Source organism: Stenotrophomonas sp. YJH_SMC_120 (assembly GCF_059368675.1).
In genome coordinates, this window is sequence record NZ_JCAFRY010000008.1 from 1 (window position 1) to 13,500 (window position 13,500).

The following is a 13,500-nucleotide window of genomic DNA, read 5'->3' on the forward strand; positions in this document are numbered from 1 at the left end:
CGTCAGAGCAACGTGATGCCGTGCTGCCTGAATGGCTGCATTACTACAACTGGCACCGACCCCACATGGGGATCGGCAGCCAACCGCCTATTTCCAGAATCCCGCTGAACAACGTGGTGGGTTTACACAGTTAGTCGACTGGCATTGCCAGTTGGGCCGGGCGGGTAGGCTGCGCAGGGGGCGCTGCAAGTACGTCCCTGTAAGCTCGGTCGCCGCATCCATGCGGCTCACGCCCCTGCGCAGCCTACCCGCCCGGCCCCTGACAGTTTCCTGCGCATGCCAGCCACGGAAGAGAATCAGAAGATCAAAAGCAAAAGCGGGTCGCTTCGCTCTGAGCCGAGCATGGCTCGGCTCTACACGAACAATTCGATCATTTCCACGCTATCCACGCAGGGCGTGGATCTACCGACAGATCGCAGGAAACTGTCGAAGGTGGGGTGGGTCCGGTTGCGGGGGTGTCCGCGGCATGGATGCCGCGGCCAAGCCCCCAGGGACGGGTTTACGGCGTCCCCCGCAACCGGACCCACCCCGCCATCCCTCAGGAAGCCCGCTTCTGCTCTGGCTCCGGCTCGTAGCGGGTGCAGGGCGCAGCCCTGCATCAAACCCGCCCCGTTACTTCTTCAGGAAGTTGTCCACCAGCAGATGCTTCACGTCGTCGAAGCGGCCGTTCAACACCGCCTTGGCTGCATACAGCGCGGTACCGGCCACCTGCTTGGCCTCGATCTGCGGCGGCATCACCAGCTCGGCGCGGCTGGTATGCACGTCCAGCAGCGCCGGGCCACGCTGCGACAGGAAATCCTGCACCGCTTCTTCCAGATCCTCGCTGCGCGTCACCGTGCGGCCGTGGAAGCCGATCACTTCGGCAAGGCGGCCAAAATCCGGGTTCTTCAGGTCGGTGTAGTTGTCCAGCAGGCCTTCCACCTTCTGCTCCAGCTCGACGAAGTTCAGCGAGCCATTGTTGAACACCACCACCTTGATCGGCAGGTTCTCCTGCACGGCCGTCAGCAGGTCGCCCAGCAGCATCGCCAGGCCGCCATCGCCGGACAGCGAAATCACCTGCCGGCCGGGGAACGCCTTCTGCAGGCCCAGTGCCTGCGGCATTGCATTGGCCATCGTGCCGTGCAGCAGGCTGGTCAGCGTGCGGCGGCGACCATTGACGCGGATGTGCCGCAGCACCCAGACCATCGGCGAGCCGCCGTCAGCGGTGAACAGCGCATCGTCGCTGGCATGCTTCGACAGCAGCGCGGTCAGATGCTGCGGGTGGATCAGCTCGCCCTCGCCCGGCTGTTCTTCCTGCTCGCGCTTCTTCAGCGCCTTGTCGCGACGTTCGATACATTCGTCCAGGAAACTGCTGTCCTCGCGCGGCGGCAGCATCGGCAGCAAGGCATCCAGCGTCGGTGCGATGTCACCGACCACGCCCAGGTTTACCGGGTGGCGGCGGCCGAGGTGGCTGCCATCGCGGTCGACCTGGATGATCGTGGCCTTGTCCGGGTAGAACTGGCCCCAGGCGAAGTCGGCGCCGAGCAGCAGCAGCGTGTCGCACTCCATCAGCGTGTGGAAGCCGGATTCGATGCCGAAGATTCCGGTCATGCCCATGTTGTACGGGTTGTCCGGCTCGACGAAATCCTTGGCGCGCGAAGTATGCGCAACCGGCGCCTGCAGGCGCCGGGCCAGTTCCAGCAGCTGCGCGTGCGCGCCCTGGCAACCGGCACCGGCATAGATGCCGATACGCTTGCCCTGCCCCAGCAGCTCGGCAATGCGCTGCAGTTCGGCGTCGGACGGGCGCAGCACCGGCTGGGTGTAGTGCACCGAGAACGGCACATCGTGCTTCACCTCAGCCTGGCTGATGTCGGCCGGCAGGATCACTACCGCCACGCCACGCCGGCTGATCGCCGCCTGGCAGGCCAGGGCCACCACGCGTCGCGCCTGCTCCGGGCTGTGCACCTGCTCGCAGAACACCGTGCAGCTGCCATAGACCGCCTTGAAATCCACTTCCTGCGGAAATTCCATGCCCAGCTCACTGGTCACCACCTGGCTGGCGATCAGCACCATCGGCGCACGGTTGCGGTTGCTCTCAAACACGCCGTTGATGAAGTGCAGGCCACCGGGACCACAGGAGCCCGCACAGGCGGTCAACTCGCCGCTCACCAGCGAATCGGCGCCTGCGGCAAAGGCTGCTACTTCCTCATGCCGCACATGCACCCATGCGATCTCGCTGCCATGCATCGCATCGGTCACATGGTTGAGCGTATCGCCCACGATGCCGTAGCAACGGCGGACACCGGCCTGCTGCAGGGCGTCCACCACGATTTCGGCCACGCGCTTGCTCATCGGATACATCCTCGAACGGGGGAACGTCCGAGGCTAGACCCGATGAAGTGATGCCTCCGCAAAAAAAGGGGACGGAGGGAATTAAGTCGTATGTGCCACAAACGACTTAATTCCCTCCGTCCCCTTTTTCTTCAATCGTTGACGTTGATCCAGCCCACCACCGCGCCCTGCTTCACGTTGCGGTAGCGCAGCTTCACCCAGCCGTCCTGTTCATCCAGCAGTTCCACGCGATCCCCCTGCACTAGGTAACGTTTGGTGCTGGACGCGCCGGGTCGGTCGAAGAGGAACAGGCGCGCGGGTACCACGGTGGCCTGCTGGCCGCGCAACGGTCCATCCGGCGGTGCGCCCAGGCCATCGGCAATGGCACTTTCCAGCACACGGCCGGCGGGATCATAGGTGCGCCAGACGGCCAGCGGACCCTGCTCGTCGGTCTGCTCCCACTGCAGCGCGGCGTTGAAGGTATCGCCCAGCATCAGCACGCTCTCAGAGCGGTACAGATGGAGCTTCGCGCCTGCAAACCGGTACTGGTCGGTGTACCACATCGGGCCACTGCGGCAACTGCTGGTCAAGGTACGAGTGGCAGCATCCACGCTCAACCCCATCAGGTCACCGCAACTGTCCTTGCCGTGGGTGTCGGCCTGCAGCGCGCGGAAACCCACAGTGGCCGGATCGAACCGGTACACCGCCACTGCTTCGTTGACCATGCCCACCGGGGCGCGTGCGACCAGTTCCGGGTAACCATCGGAATCGACATCTTCGAGCGACCATCGCGAAGTGCCGTCGGCATCCGCCGCGCCGGCCAGCGTCTGCCGCTTGCCCGACGGTGACAGCTGCACGGCAATGCTGCCGTCCTGCAGGGGATCGGCCTGCGCCTGCACATGCGCGGCCACCTGGAACCGCAGCGTTTCGCCGTCGTCGCCACTTGCCTGCGCCGACGGTGCCAGCACTCCCGCCAGCACCAGGCCCAGCACGCATTCCCTGTGATTCATCATTGCTCCCTGCGACACCGCGGCGGCACCTTCAACTCAGAACGATACCTCGACCGGCTGCCGCGACCACAGCACCGATTGATGCTTGGTCTGCTGCTTCCACGCCAGGCGGATCGCTTCGATGTCGGCGCGGCGCTGCGGGGTGTCCTCGTGCAGCACCACCAGCACCTTGGTGCGCAGGCGGTTGGGCGCGGCATCACCGCGGAACAGCCATTGGCCATAGGCATCGAACACGGTCAGGCCATCCGGGAAGCGCGGGGTCACTTCCTTGTCCAGGAAGGTGCGCCACTGCGCCTCGCTGATGGTATCGGCCTGCGGGCGGTTGCCGGCGCCCTGCTCCTCGCCCACGCCGAAATACAGCTCGCTGCGCACCCAGCCGTGGCCGGCGGACGGGCGTGCAGCATCGCCCTTCAGTTCGGCGGTGGTGGCCGTGACATAGGCGCTGGGCGCCTGCGAGGACAGGCTGGCGCAGCCACTGGTGGCCAGCAGCACGGCGAAGACGAGGCCAAGGTGTTTCATCGGTACAGCTCCGGGGAAGGGGGACAAGGCGAGCCGGCAGCGTACAGCGCCACCGGCCCGGCGTGCTGATGCCAGCAGGGCATCAACTCATGCCGGACCGGCAGGGGCTTGCATCGGCACCGGTCATCACGCGAAGATAATATATCGCTTCATCCGGATGGATGTAAGTGAAACCATCTCCCCCCTTCCCCGTCGTCGTTGTTGCTGGAGCCCCCATGTCCGTCCACCTGCCCGCGTCGCCGCTCGGCCTCGCTATCGCCCTCGCGCTTTCCTCCGCCGCCGTCCCGGCCCTGGCCCAGGACGCCACCAACCTGGACACGGTGATCGTCACCGGCACCCGTGCCGCCGACCGCACCGTGCTCGAATCCACCTCGCCGGTGGATGTGCTCACCGCCGAGGACATCCGCAAGGCCGGCGTGGTCAACGGCGAACTGGGCAGCGCGCTGCAGGCGCTGCTGCCGTCGTTCAACTTCCCGCGCCAGTCCAACTCCGGCGGCGCCGACCATGTGCGCGCCGCGCAATTGCGCGGCCTGTCGCCGGACCAGGTGCTGGTGCTGGTCAATGGCAAGCGCCGCCACCACACCGCGCTGGTCAACACCGACAGCAAGATCGGCAAGGGCACCACCCCGGTTGATTTCAATTCGATCCCGGTCAGCGCGATCAAGCGCATCGAAGTACTGCGTGATGGCGCTGGTGCGCTGTATGGCTCGGATGCGGTGGCCGGTGTGATCAACGTGATCCTCGACAACGGCGGCGACGGTGGCGAGATCGAGGCCAGCTACGGCGCCAACCACACCGACCTCAAGCCGATCGGGCGTACCCTTACCGACGGCCAGACCGGCAATATCAGCGCCAAGGTCGGTACCTCGCTGGGCGAGGACGGCGGCTTCCTGCGCGTCGGCTTGGAATACAAGCACCGCAACGGCACCAACCGCGCCGGCTTCGACCAGATTCCGCCGTGGGACCAGACCCCGGGCAACCTGGCGCTGCAGGGCAAGCGCAACTATGTGCTGGGCGATGGCAAGAGCAAGGACATCAACCTGTGGCTGAACACCGAGATCCCGGTGGGCCAGACCTCGACATTCTATGCATTCGGCACCTTCAACCAGCGCGATACCGAAGGTGCGAACTACTTCCGCTACCCCAACGGCGATGCCAACTGGAAGCAGGTCTATCCGAACGGTTACCGGCCGATCTCCGAGGGCGAGAACCGCGACGTGCAGGCCGTGGCCGGTGTACGCGGGCAGTGGGGCGAATGGAGCTACGACGGCAGCCTGGATTACGGCCAGAACGACTTCACCTACCGCCTGCGTGATTCGCTCAACGCCTCGCTGGGCCCGACCAGCCCGACCCGCTTCAAGACCGCCGATTACGAATACGCGCAGACCGTGGGCAACCTCGACCTGAGCCGCGTGTTCACCCAGAGCGACAGCATCAGCCACACGCTCGGCCTGGGCGCGGAAGCACGCCACGAGCGCTACCAGACCCGTCCCGGCGACCCGGCCAGCTATGCGGCCGGCCCGTGCACCGACCGCCCGACCGGTTCGCAGGCCGGTGGCGGATTGACCCCGCAGGACGCGGCCACCCTGTCTCGCGATGTCGCCAGCGCCTACGCCAGCCTGTCCAGTCAGTTCGGCGAGAAGTTCTCCACCGATCTGGCCGCGCGCTACGAGCACAACGACGACTTCGGCGGTGAACTGACCGGCAAACTCGGCCTGCGCTATGAATTCACCCCGGCGTTCGCGCTGCGCGGTGCCATCTCCAACAACTTCCGTGCGCCGTCGCTGGCACAGATCGGCTACGAATCCACCTCCACCGGCTACAACGCTGGCGGCCAGCTGGTGCAGGGCCGCCTGTTGTCGGTCAACAACCCGATCGCGCGTGGCCTCGGTGCGCAGAACCTGAAGCCGGAGAAGTCGATCAATACCTCGCTGGGCTTCACCAGCCGAATTGGCGAGCACTTCGACCTGTCACTGGACTTCTTCCAGATCGACATCGACGACCGCATCGCGCTGTCGGAGAGCATCACCGGCGATGCGCTGACCGACTACGTGGCCGCCAACTACGGCGTCAGCGGCCTGCAGAGCGCCAGCTTCTTCGTCAACGCCGCCGATACCCGCACCCGCGGCGCCGAGCTGGTGAGCAACTGGCGCCAGTCGCTGGGCGACGGCCAGCTGCTGCTGACCGGCACCTATGCGTACACCAAGACCACGCTGAAGAACGTGCTGGCCACGCCGGCACAGCTGCGTGCACTGAATCCGGACTACGTGCTGTTCGGCATCGAAGAAACCAACACGCTTACCGATGCCACGCCGCGTACCCGCGGCAGCTTCTCTGCCGCGTGGAGCAACGACCACTGGTCGCTGAGCAGCCGCGTGAACCGCTACGGCAGCGCCACCCGCGTGTTCAACTTCGGTGACGGCTACATCCCGCGCCAGACCTACCAGGCCGAGTGGCAGCTGGACGCGGAGGTCGAATACCGCATCACTCCGCGCTGGAGCGTGGCCATCGGCGGCCAGAACCTGACCGACAACTACCCGGATCGATCCAACAGCGACATCCACTACTTCGGCAACCTGCCGTATGACGTGCTGTCGCCGATCGGCAGCAACGGCGCGTACTACTACGGCCGCGTCCGCTATACGTTCTGATCGCATTGGGCGGGTGCGGACCGTTGGTCCGCAGGACACGGTAGTGCCGGCCGCTGGCCGGCAACTTCGTGATCCGGGTGCGGATCTGCTTTGGGTGGGTGCGGACCGTTGGTCGGCACTGCTGCCGTGCCGACCAACGGTCGGCACCCACCGAAGCAGCGCCGTAGCCTGCCCTCGACCCCGCGTACACGCCCACGCTGGCAAGCTGGGCGTCATGGCTGAACCGCTCCCCCTGCGTCCGCCACCGCCATTGCTGGACGACGCCTGTGCGTTGTTCCTCGATGTCGATGGCACCCTGATCGAATTCGCTGCACGCCCGGATGCCGTGCAGCTGCTGCCGGATGTGCGTGAAGCCATCGGCCGCATCAGCGACCGCCTGGAAGGTGCCGTGGCACTGGTCAGTGGTCGCCCGCTTGAACAGCTGGATCAACTGTTCGCCCCCCTGCAACTACCCGCCGCCGGCCTGCACGGCCATGAGCTGCGTGGCGAAGACGGTCGTGTGCTGCGCGACGAACACGACGACGACACCGCCGAATGGCTGCACGCGCTGCACCAGCAGGCGATGCGCTTCGCCCATGGGCATCCTGGCGTGCTGGTGGAAGACAAGGGCGTCGGCCTGGCCTTGCACTGGCGCGGTGCGCCGCACGCCGCCAGCGATGTCCGCGCGTTCGCTGACCGCCACGTTCGTGGCCGCACCAGCTACCGCCTGCAGCCTGGCGACCATGTGGTCGAGTTCGTGCCTGTCGGCACCGACAAGGGCCGTGCCGTGCGCCGGATGATGCAGTACCTGCCCTTCCGCGGCCGCCTGCCGGTGTTCCTCGGTGATGACCTCACCGACGAATTCGGCTTCGATGCCGCCAACGGCCAGCATGGCTGGAGCGTGCTGGTGGGTGAACGTGAACCCAGTGCGGCCGTGTTCGCGCTGCCCGACATACGCAGCGTGCACGCCTGGCTGCGTGAGAATGCCTATTGACCCGGCCAACCCCCACGGCCGCAACCGAGATGTACCGCGTGATGACCCAACCCGATCTTGATCTGGGCGTGGTCGGCAACGGCAGCTTCGGCGCCCTGGTCGACAAACATGCCCGCGTTGTCTGGAGCTGCCTGCCCACCTTCGACGGCGACCCCACCTTCTGCGCCCTGCTCGGCCCCAACCAGCAGACCGGCGGCGACTTCGCCATCGAGCTGGAGGACTTCGCGAGCAGCGAGCAGGAATACCTCACCAACACTGCGATCCTGCGCACCGTGCTGCGTGACACGCAGGGCGGCGCATTGGAAATCCTCGATTTCGCCCCGCGCTGGCGCCAGAACGATCGCTTCTACCGTCCGGTCAGCCTGATCCGCCAGGTGCGTCCGCTGGCTGGCAGCCCGCGCATCACCGTGCGTGCGCGACCCCTGGCGGACTGGGGCGCACGCGTGCCCGAATCCACCTGGGGCAGCAACCATGTGCGCTGGATCCTGCCGGAGCACGTGCTGCGGCTGACCACCGATGTGCCGGTGCGCTTCGTGCGCGACGGCCTGCCGTTCGTGCTCAACCATCCGATCCACCTGATCCTGGGCGTGGATGAATCGCTCAATCGTTCGATCAGCGGCTACGTGCAGGAAGCCTTCCAGCGCACCCGCGACTACTGGCGCGAGTGGGTGCGCTACCTGTCCATTCCACTGGAATGGCAGGACGCGGTCATCCGCAGTGCGATCACGTTGAAGCTGTGCCAGTACGAGGACAGCGGCGCGATCATCGCGGCGATGACCACTTCCATTCCGGAAGCACCCGGCAGCGTGCGCAACTGGGACTACCGCTACTGCTGGCTGCGCGACGCGGCCTTCGTGGTGCGGGCACTGAACCGTCTCGGCGCCACGCGCACGATGGAACAGTTCCTCGGCTACATCTTTAACCTGGCCACCACCGACGGCACGCTGCAGCCGCTGTATGGCATCGGCTTCGAGGCCAAGCTGGACGAAGACGAAGTGCCCAGCCTGTCCGGTTATCGCGGCATGGGCCCGGTACGGCGCGGCAACCTGGCCTGGGTGCAGCGCCAGCACGATGTCTACGGCAGCGTGGTGCTGGCCTCCACGCAGTTGTTCTTCGACCGGCGCCTGCAGGACCCGGGTGATGCACACACCTTCGCCCGTCTGGAACCCCTGGGCGAACAGGCCTTCGCCCTGCACGACGTACCCGATGCCGGACTGTGGGAATTCCGCGGCCGCACCGAAGTGCACACCTACACCAGCGCGATGTGCTGGGCCGCCTGCGACCGCCTGTGCAAGATCGCCGTGCGCCTGAAGCGTGACGACCGCGCGCATTACTGGCGCGAGCGCGCCGACACCATCCACGCGCGCATCATGGCCGAATCCTGGAACGAGGAGCTGGGCCACTTCACCGATACCTTCGGTGGCCATCGGCTGGATGCCTCGCTGCTGCTGCTGGCCGATATCGGTTTCATCGACGCGCTGGACACCCGCTTCATCGCCACCGTCGATGCCATCGGCCGCGACCTCAAGCATGGCAATTCGCTGTACCGCTATGTCGCGCCGGATGACTTCGGTGAACCGGAAACCAGCTTCACCATCTGCACCTTCTGGTACATCGACGCGCTGGCCGCGATCGGGCGCATGGATGAAGCACGTGAGATGTTCGAGCTGCTGCTGAAGCAGCGCAATCACCTGGGCCTGCTGTCGGAGGATCTGGCCTTCGACAGCGGCGAGGCCTGGGGCAATTTCCCGCAGACCTATTCGCACGTCGGCCTGATCACCGCCGCAATGCGCCTGTCGCGGTCCTGGCAGGAGGCATCGTGAGTCGTCTGGTCGTGGTTTCAAACCGTGTGGCCGTGCCCGGCGAGAACCGCGCCGGCGGCCTGGCTGTCGGCCTGCTGGCTGCCCTGAAGGAACGCGGTGGCCTGTGGTTCGGCTGGAGTGGCAAGACGGTGAAGGAAGGCAGCGGCACGCTGCACCGGCAGAAAGACGGTGACATCGACTACGTCACCATGGACCTGAGCAAGCGCGAGGTCGATGGCTACTACAACGGCTTCGCCAACCGCACCTTGTGGCCGCTGCTGCACTTCCGCCTGGATCTGGTCGACTACGACCGCGGCACCCGCGAGACTTACCACAAGGTCAACGCGCTGTTCGCCGACAAGCTCGCGCCACTGCTGCGCGAGGACGACATCGTCTGGATCCACGACTACCACCTGATCCCGCTCGGTGCGCTGCTGCGCGAGCGCGGCATCGGCTGCCGCATAGGCTTCTTCCTGCATATCCCGATGCCGTCTGCCGACCTGCTGCAGGCGATGCCCGACCACCTGCGGCTGTTCTCCGCGCTGTACGCCTACGACCTGGTCGGCTTCCAGACCCAGCGCGACGCTGATCGCTTCCAGACCTACCTGCGCCTGTTCGGCGGCGGCCGCGTGCTCGACAACGGCGAGCTGGAAGCACCGGGCGGGCGCCGCTTCCGTGCCGCCGCCTTCCCGATCGGCATCGACACCGAGCTGATCGCACGCCAGGCCGGCACCGCGGCCACCAAGGCCGCCGTGAAGAACCTGCGCGCCAGCCTGCGCGATCGCCAGCTGGCGATCGGCGTGGATCGCCTGGACTATTCCAAGGGCCTGCCCGAACGCTTCCTTGGCTTCGAGCGCTATCTTGAGCGCCACCCCGACCAGCGCGGCTCGCTGACCTACCTGCAGATCGCCCCGGTCTCGCGCGGCGACGTCACCGAGTACCGGCAGCTGCGCAGCCAGCTGGAACAGATCGCCGGCCACATCAACGGTGGCCACGCCGAACCTGACTGGACGCCGCTGCGCTACGTCAACCAGAACTTCACCCATGCCACCCTCACCGGCTTCTACCGGGCGGCGGCGGTCGGCCTGGTCACGCCGTTGCGCGATGGCATGAACCTGGTGGCCAAGGAATACGTGGCGTCGCAGGACCCGGAAGATCCCGGCGTGCTGGTGTTGTCGCTGCTGGCCGGCGCTGCCGACGAACTCAAGCAGGCATTGCTGGTGAACCCGCACGATCTGGACGGCGTGGCCGACGCCATCGCCACGGCAGCAACGATGTCACTGAGCAGGCGCAAGGAACGCTGGCACGCGATGATGGATCACCTGCGCACCTACGACATCAATCACTGGCGCCGCAGCTATCTGGACGCGCTGGAAGGTTGAGGAAAAAAGGGACGGAGGGGATCAAGGCGTTTGTGCACAAACGACTTGATCCCCTCCGTCCCTTTTTCCTTCAATCCAGGAATCGCGCTTCCTGCTCCGGTGCGGGCAGATGACAGGCGTCGTGCCGCCCGAACCAGCGGTAGCGGTTGCGCGCCAGCGCGCGATACGCGGCATCACGCCAGCCACGCGGCACTGCCCGCACCACGCCGATCAGGCGCCAGGCGCCGCCCAGCCCCGTCAGCACGCGCAGGATCGCATCGGTATCGGTCCAGGCGCCCTGCGCGTCCAGCAGCAGGAACGACATCGGGTCCTGCGGGTCCAGCCCGTGCGCGCGCAACATCGCGCTGCCCTGCTGCCCCTGCATCGCCGCAAAGCGGTAGCGCCCCGCGCGGCCGAAACGCAGCAGGAAGCGCACCCAGCGATTGCACAGCGCGCATACGCCATCGAATACGATCACCGCGCTGCCCGCCTCGGCGGCGGCCTCACTGCGGTTCGAGCCAACCTTCATAGCGGATCAGGGCTCCCGCCCAGGGCAGCGTCACATCGACCAGGAAAGTGTAACGCTCGCCCTGCCAGGCTTCGCGGCAACGCACGCCACCAAACCAGCGCCTCGGCAACGGCAGCAGCCCGAACGCCCAGACCCGGCGCACCGACCAGTCGATGCCACCCTCGCGGGCCTGCAGATCAAACTCGAAGCGCACCGCGCCCAACTGCTCGCGCAGGCAGCCCTCGTGCGCCCATAGACGCGACACCATCGGCCAGCGGCCAAAACGCCGCGCCCACTGCTCGCCCTGCCCGTGTGCACTGAACGCCACTTCGGTCGGCAACGCTCCACCGTCCTTCGGCAGCCGCGCCAACGCGGCCAGCAGCGGCACCAGCCAGTGCCGCCCCCTCACGATGTGCGCCCGCCCCACGTAGCGGCAAGGCAACGGCGCGGCATGCAGCGCCTGCACCGGCCCTGCGAGGGTGGCGAAGGCCGGCCCCAGCACGCGCGCGAACAGCGGCAAGGTCAGGGCGCGATCCAGGCCAGCGTCGCCATGCGCCCGGTGCGACGGTCGCGCCGGTGCGAATACAGGTCCGGATCGGCCATGGTCGACACCGTGCCGCCATGGACCTGCGCCGGGTCCATGCCCGCCGCCTGCAACCGCTGCCGCGCCAGCGCGAACAGGTCCACGCTCCAGTGGCCCGCGCGGGTGGCAACGAACGCCGCCTCGGCGGCCGGATCATGGCCGACGAAGGCGTGGTAGACCTCCTCGCCGATCTCGTAGTCGGCCGGTCCGGCGGCCGGGCCCAGCCAGGCCCGCAGCTGCGCCGGCGGCGTCTGCATGGCGGCCACGGTGGCCTCCAGCATGCCGTCGGCCAAGCCACGCCAGCCTGCGTGGGCCGCGCCCACCTCACTGCCATCGGCGGCGGCAAACACCACCGGCAGGCAGTCGGCAGTCAGGATCGCCAGCACCACGCCCGGCACCGAGGTCACTGCGGCATCAGCCACCGGCTCGCTTGCGCCGGGCACCGGCGGCGCGGTGAAGCGCAGCACGGTGCTGCTGTGCACCTGGCGCAGCCAGTGCGGTGTCGAGGGCAGCGCCAGCCCCTGCTGCAGCAGCTGGCGGTTGTGCTCTACGTTGGCTGGGGTATCACCGTCGGCCGCGTGCCGGTTGCCCAGGTTGAACTGCGCGAACGGCGCCGGCGAAATGCCCGCACCGTGCCGACGCGTGGTCAACGCATGGACGCCCGGCGGCGCCGGCCAGTCCGCCTGCAGCACGGGCAGCGCGGCGGCCATCACCAGCGGTCCCGCTCGCGCGCGGCGAAGGCCTCGCTGTCTTCGCGCAGCACCTTCATCAGGTGCAGCATGTCCTCCGGCACCGGCGCGGTGTTGCGCACCGGCTCACCGGTGATCGGATGGGTGAACTCCAGGGTCTCGGCGTGCAGGGCCTGGCGCTTGAAGCCACGCAGCGCGGCCACCAGCTCATCGCTGGCCCCCTTGGGCAGCTTCAGCGCACCGCCGTACAGCGGGTCACCGATGATCGGATGGCGCACATGCGCCATGTGCACGCGGATCTGGTGGGTACGGCCGGTTTCCAGGCGGCACTCCAGCGCGGTGTGCGCACGGAAGCGCTCGCGCAGGCGGTAGTGGGTGATCGCTTCCTTGCCGTCCTCGCGCACCGCCATCTTCAGGCGGTCGCGCGGGTGGCGGTCGATCGGGGCATCGGCGGTACCGCCGGCCACCAGCGCACCCATCACGATGGCCAGGTACTGGCGGTGCACGTCGCGTGCGGCCAGCTGCTCGACCAGCGCAGTCTGCGCTTCCAGGGTCTTGGCCACCACCATCACGCCACTGGTGTCCTTGTCCAGGCGGTGCACGATGCCCGCGCGCGGCAGCACCGCCACCGACGGGTCGCGGAACAGCAGGGCGTTGACCAAGGTGCCGCTGTGGTTGCCCGCGCCCGGGTGCACCACCAGGCCGACCGGCTTGTTGATCACCAGCAGGTGCTCGTCCTCGAACAGCACGTCCAGCGGGATGTCCTCCGGCTGGGCGTCGGTCTGGGTTTCCAGCACCACGTTGAGGGTCACCACCTCGCCACCGCGCAGCGGATCGCGCGGGCGCACCTGGGCGCCGTCCAGCAGGACCTCCCCGGCCTTGATCCACTCGGTCAGGCGCGAACGCGAGTATTCGGGGAACAGTTCGGCCACCACGGCGTCGAAACGGCGGCCGGCAGCGGTATCGGGGACGATGGCCTGGCGGGCCGATTCAGAGGGTTGTTCAGACATGGCAGGGGGGATTCTTTGAAATTTTGGGGTCCCGGCGGCCGGTTTCAGTCGCTGGACAGGACACTAGGCTATCATCGACCCTTC

The 13,500-nt window shown here is 67.0% G+C and carries 12 protein-coding genes; 5 read left to right on the plus strand and 7 right to left on the minus strand.

Annotation, left to right across the window (positions count from 1 at the left end; all coding sequences use genetic code 11):
• A partial coding sequence (locus AC5P60_RS11590; protein WP_197586112.1) for an integrase core domain-containing protein occupies positions 1-134 on the plus strand: 134 nt, incomplete at its 5' end.
• A 478-nt stretch (positions 135-612) separates the two neighbouring features.
• Here the strand turns inward: AC5P60_RS11590 and AC5P60_RS11595 are convergent.
• The 3 genes from AC5P60_RS11595 to AC5P60_RS11605 all read right to left on the minus strand — a co-directional run bounded on the left by AC5P60_RS11595 (position 613) and on the right by AC5P60_RS11605 (position 3,839).
• Positions 613-2,331 (minus strand): thiamine pyrophosphate-dependent enzyme, encoded by a 1,719-nt coding sequence (locus AC5P60_RS11595; protein WP_483693648.1) that lies wholly within the window; start codon positions 2,329-2,331, stop codon positions 613-615.
• Between the two features lie 131 nt (positions 2,332-2,462).
• Positions 2,463-3,320, minus strand: a complete 858-nt coding sequence (locus tag AC5P60_RS11600; RefSeq protein ID WP_495201742.1) for an XAC2610-related protein — start codon at positions 3,318-3,320, stop codon at positions 2,463-2,465.
• Positions 3,321-3,356: 36 nt separating this feature from the next.
• Entirely contained in the window at positions 3,357-3,839 is a 483-nt protein-coding gene (locus AC5P60_RS11605; RefSeq protein WP_483693650.1) for a DUF3574 domain-containing protein, read from the minus strand.
• A gap of 215 nt (positions 3,840-4,054) precedes the next feature.
• Here AC5P60_RS11605 and AC5P60_RS11610 point away from each other — a divergent pair, with 215 nt between their 5' ends.
• From AC5P60_RS11610 to otsA, 4 genes are all read left to right on the plus strand, one after another.
• A complete protein-coding gene (locus tag AC5P60_RS11610; RefSeq protein WP_483693651.1) occupies positions 4,055-6,490 on the plus strand; it encodes a TonB-dependent receptor plug domain-containing protein in 2,436 nt (811 codons plus the stop codon).
• A 214-nt stretch (positions 6,491-6,704) separates the two neighbouring features.
• Positions 6,705-7,463 carry a trehalose-phosphatase gene (gene otsB / locus AC5P60_RS11615; protein WP_005410783.1) on the plus strand — a complete coding sequence of 253 codons (759 nt, stop codon included), beginning with the start codon at positions 6,705-6,707 and terminating at the stop codon, positions 7,461-7,463.
• Between the two features lie 41 nt (positions 7,464-7,504).
• Positions 7,505-9,286, plus strand: a complete 1,782-nt coding sequence (locus tag AC5P60_RS11620; RefSeq protein WP_012481088.1) for a glycoside hydrolase family 15 protein — start codon at positions 7,505-7,507, stop codon at positions 9,284-9,286.
• On the plus strand, positions 9,283-10,647 hold the full coding sequence (gene otsA / locus AC5P60_RS11625) for an alpha,alpha-trehalose-phosphate synthase (UDP-forming) (protein ID WP_005410785.1): 1,365 nt from the start codon (positions 9,283-9,285) through the stop codon (positions 10,645-10,647). Before AC5P60_RS11620 ends, otsA begins: the two co-directional genes overlap by 4 nt.
• A gap of 70 nt (positions 10,648-10,717) precedes the next feature.
• Here the strand turns inward: otsA and AC5P60_RS11630 are convergent, their stop codons facing one another.
• Genes AC5P60_RS11630 through rluD form a run of 4 tightly spaced genes read right to left on the minus strand, consistent with a single transcriptional unit; the run spans position 10,718 to position 13,416 of the window.
• Entirely contained in the window at positions 10,718-11,155 is a 438-nt protein-coding gene (locus AC5P60_RS11630; protein ID WP_266192587.1) for a thiol-disulfide oxidoreductase DCC family protein, read from the minus strand.
• Entirely contained in the window at positions 11,130-11,654 is a 525-nt protein-coding gene (locus tag AC5P60_RS11635; RefSeq protein WP_033833012.1) for a DUF4166 domain-containing protein, read from the minus strand. Before AC5P60_RS11635 ends, AC5P60_RS11630 begins: the two co-directional genes overlap by 26 nt.
• 2 nt (positions 11,655-11,656) lie before the next feature.
• Entirely contained in the window at positions 11,657-12,427 is a 771-nt protein-coding gene (pgeF, locus tag AC5P60_RS11640; RefSeq protein WP_266192586.1) for a peptidoglycan editing factor PgeF, read from the minus strand.
• On the minus strand, positions 12,427-13,416 hold the full coding sequence (gene rluD / locus AC5P60_RS11645; protein WP_019660164.1) for a 23S rRNA pseudouridine(1911/1915/1917) synthase RluD: 990 nt from the start codon (positions 13,414-13,416) through the stop codon (positions 12,427-12,429). The genes pgeF and rluD overlap by 1 nt, the downstream gene beginning before the upstream one ends.
• Positions 13,417-13,500 lie beyond the last annotated feature (84 nt).

Coding starts and splice junctions, on each gene's coding strand:
- AC5P60_RS11595 (WP_483693648.1), bottom strand. CDS start 2,331: ATGAGCAAGCGCGTGGCCGAAATCGTGGTGGACGCCCTGCAGCAGGCC.
- AC5P60_RS11600 (WP_495201742.1), bottom strand. CDS start 3,320: ATGAATCACAGGGAATGCGTGCTGGGCCTGGTGCTGGCGGGAGTGCTG.
- AC5P60_RS11605 (WP_483693650.1), bottom strand. CDS start 3,839: ATGAAACACCTTGGCCTCGTCTTCGCCGTGCTGCTGGCCACCAGTGGC.
- AC5P60_RS11610 (WP_483693651.1), top strand. CDS start 4,055: ATGTCCGTCCACCTGCCCGCGTCGCCGCTCGGCCTCGCTATCGCCCTC.
- otsB (WP_005410783.1), top strand. CDS start 6,705: ATGGCTGAACCGCTCCCCCTGCGTCCGCCACCGCCATTGCTGGACGAC.
- AC5P60_RS11620 (WP_012481088.1), top strand. CDS start 7,505: ATGACCCAACCCGATCTTGATCTGGGCGTGGTCGGCAACGGCAGCTTC.
- AC5P60_RS11630 (WP_266192587.1), bottom strand. CDS start 11,155: ATGAAGGTTGGCTCGAACCGCAGTGAGGCCGCCGCCGAGGCGGGCAGC.
- pgeF (WP_266192586.1), bottom strand. CDS start 12,427: ATGGCCGCCGCGCTGCCCGTGCTGCAGGCGGACTGGCCGGCGCCGCCG.
- rluD (WP_019660164.1), bottom strand. CDS start 13,416: ATGTCTGAACAACCCTCTGAATCGGCCCGCCAGGCCATCGTCCCCGAT.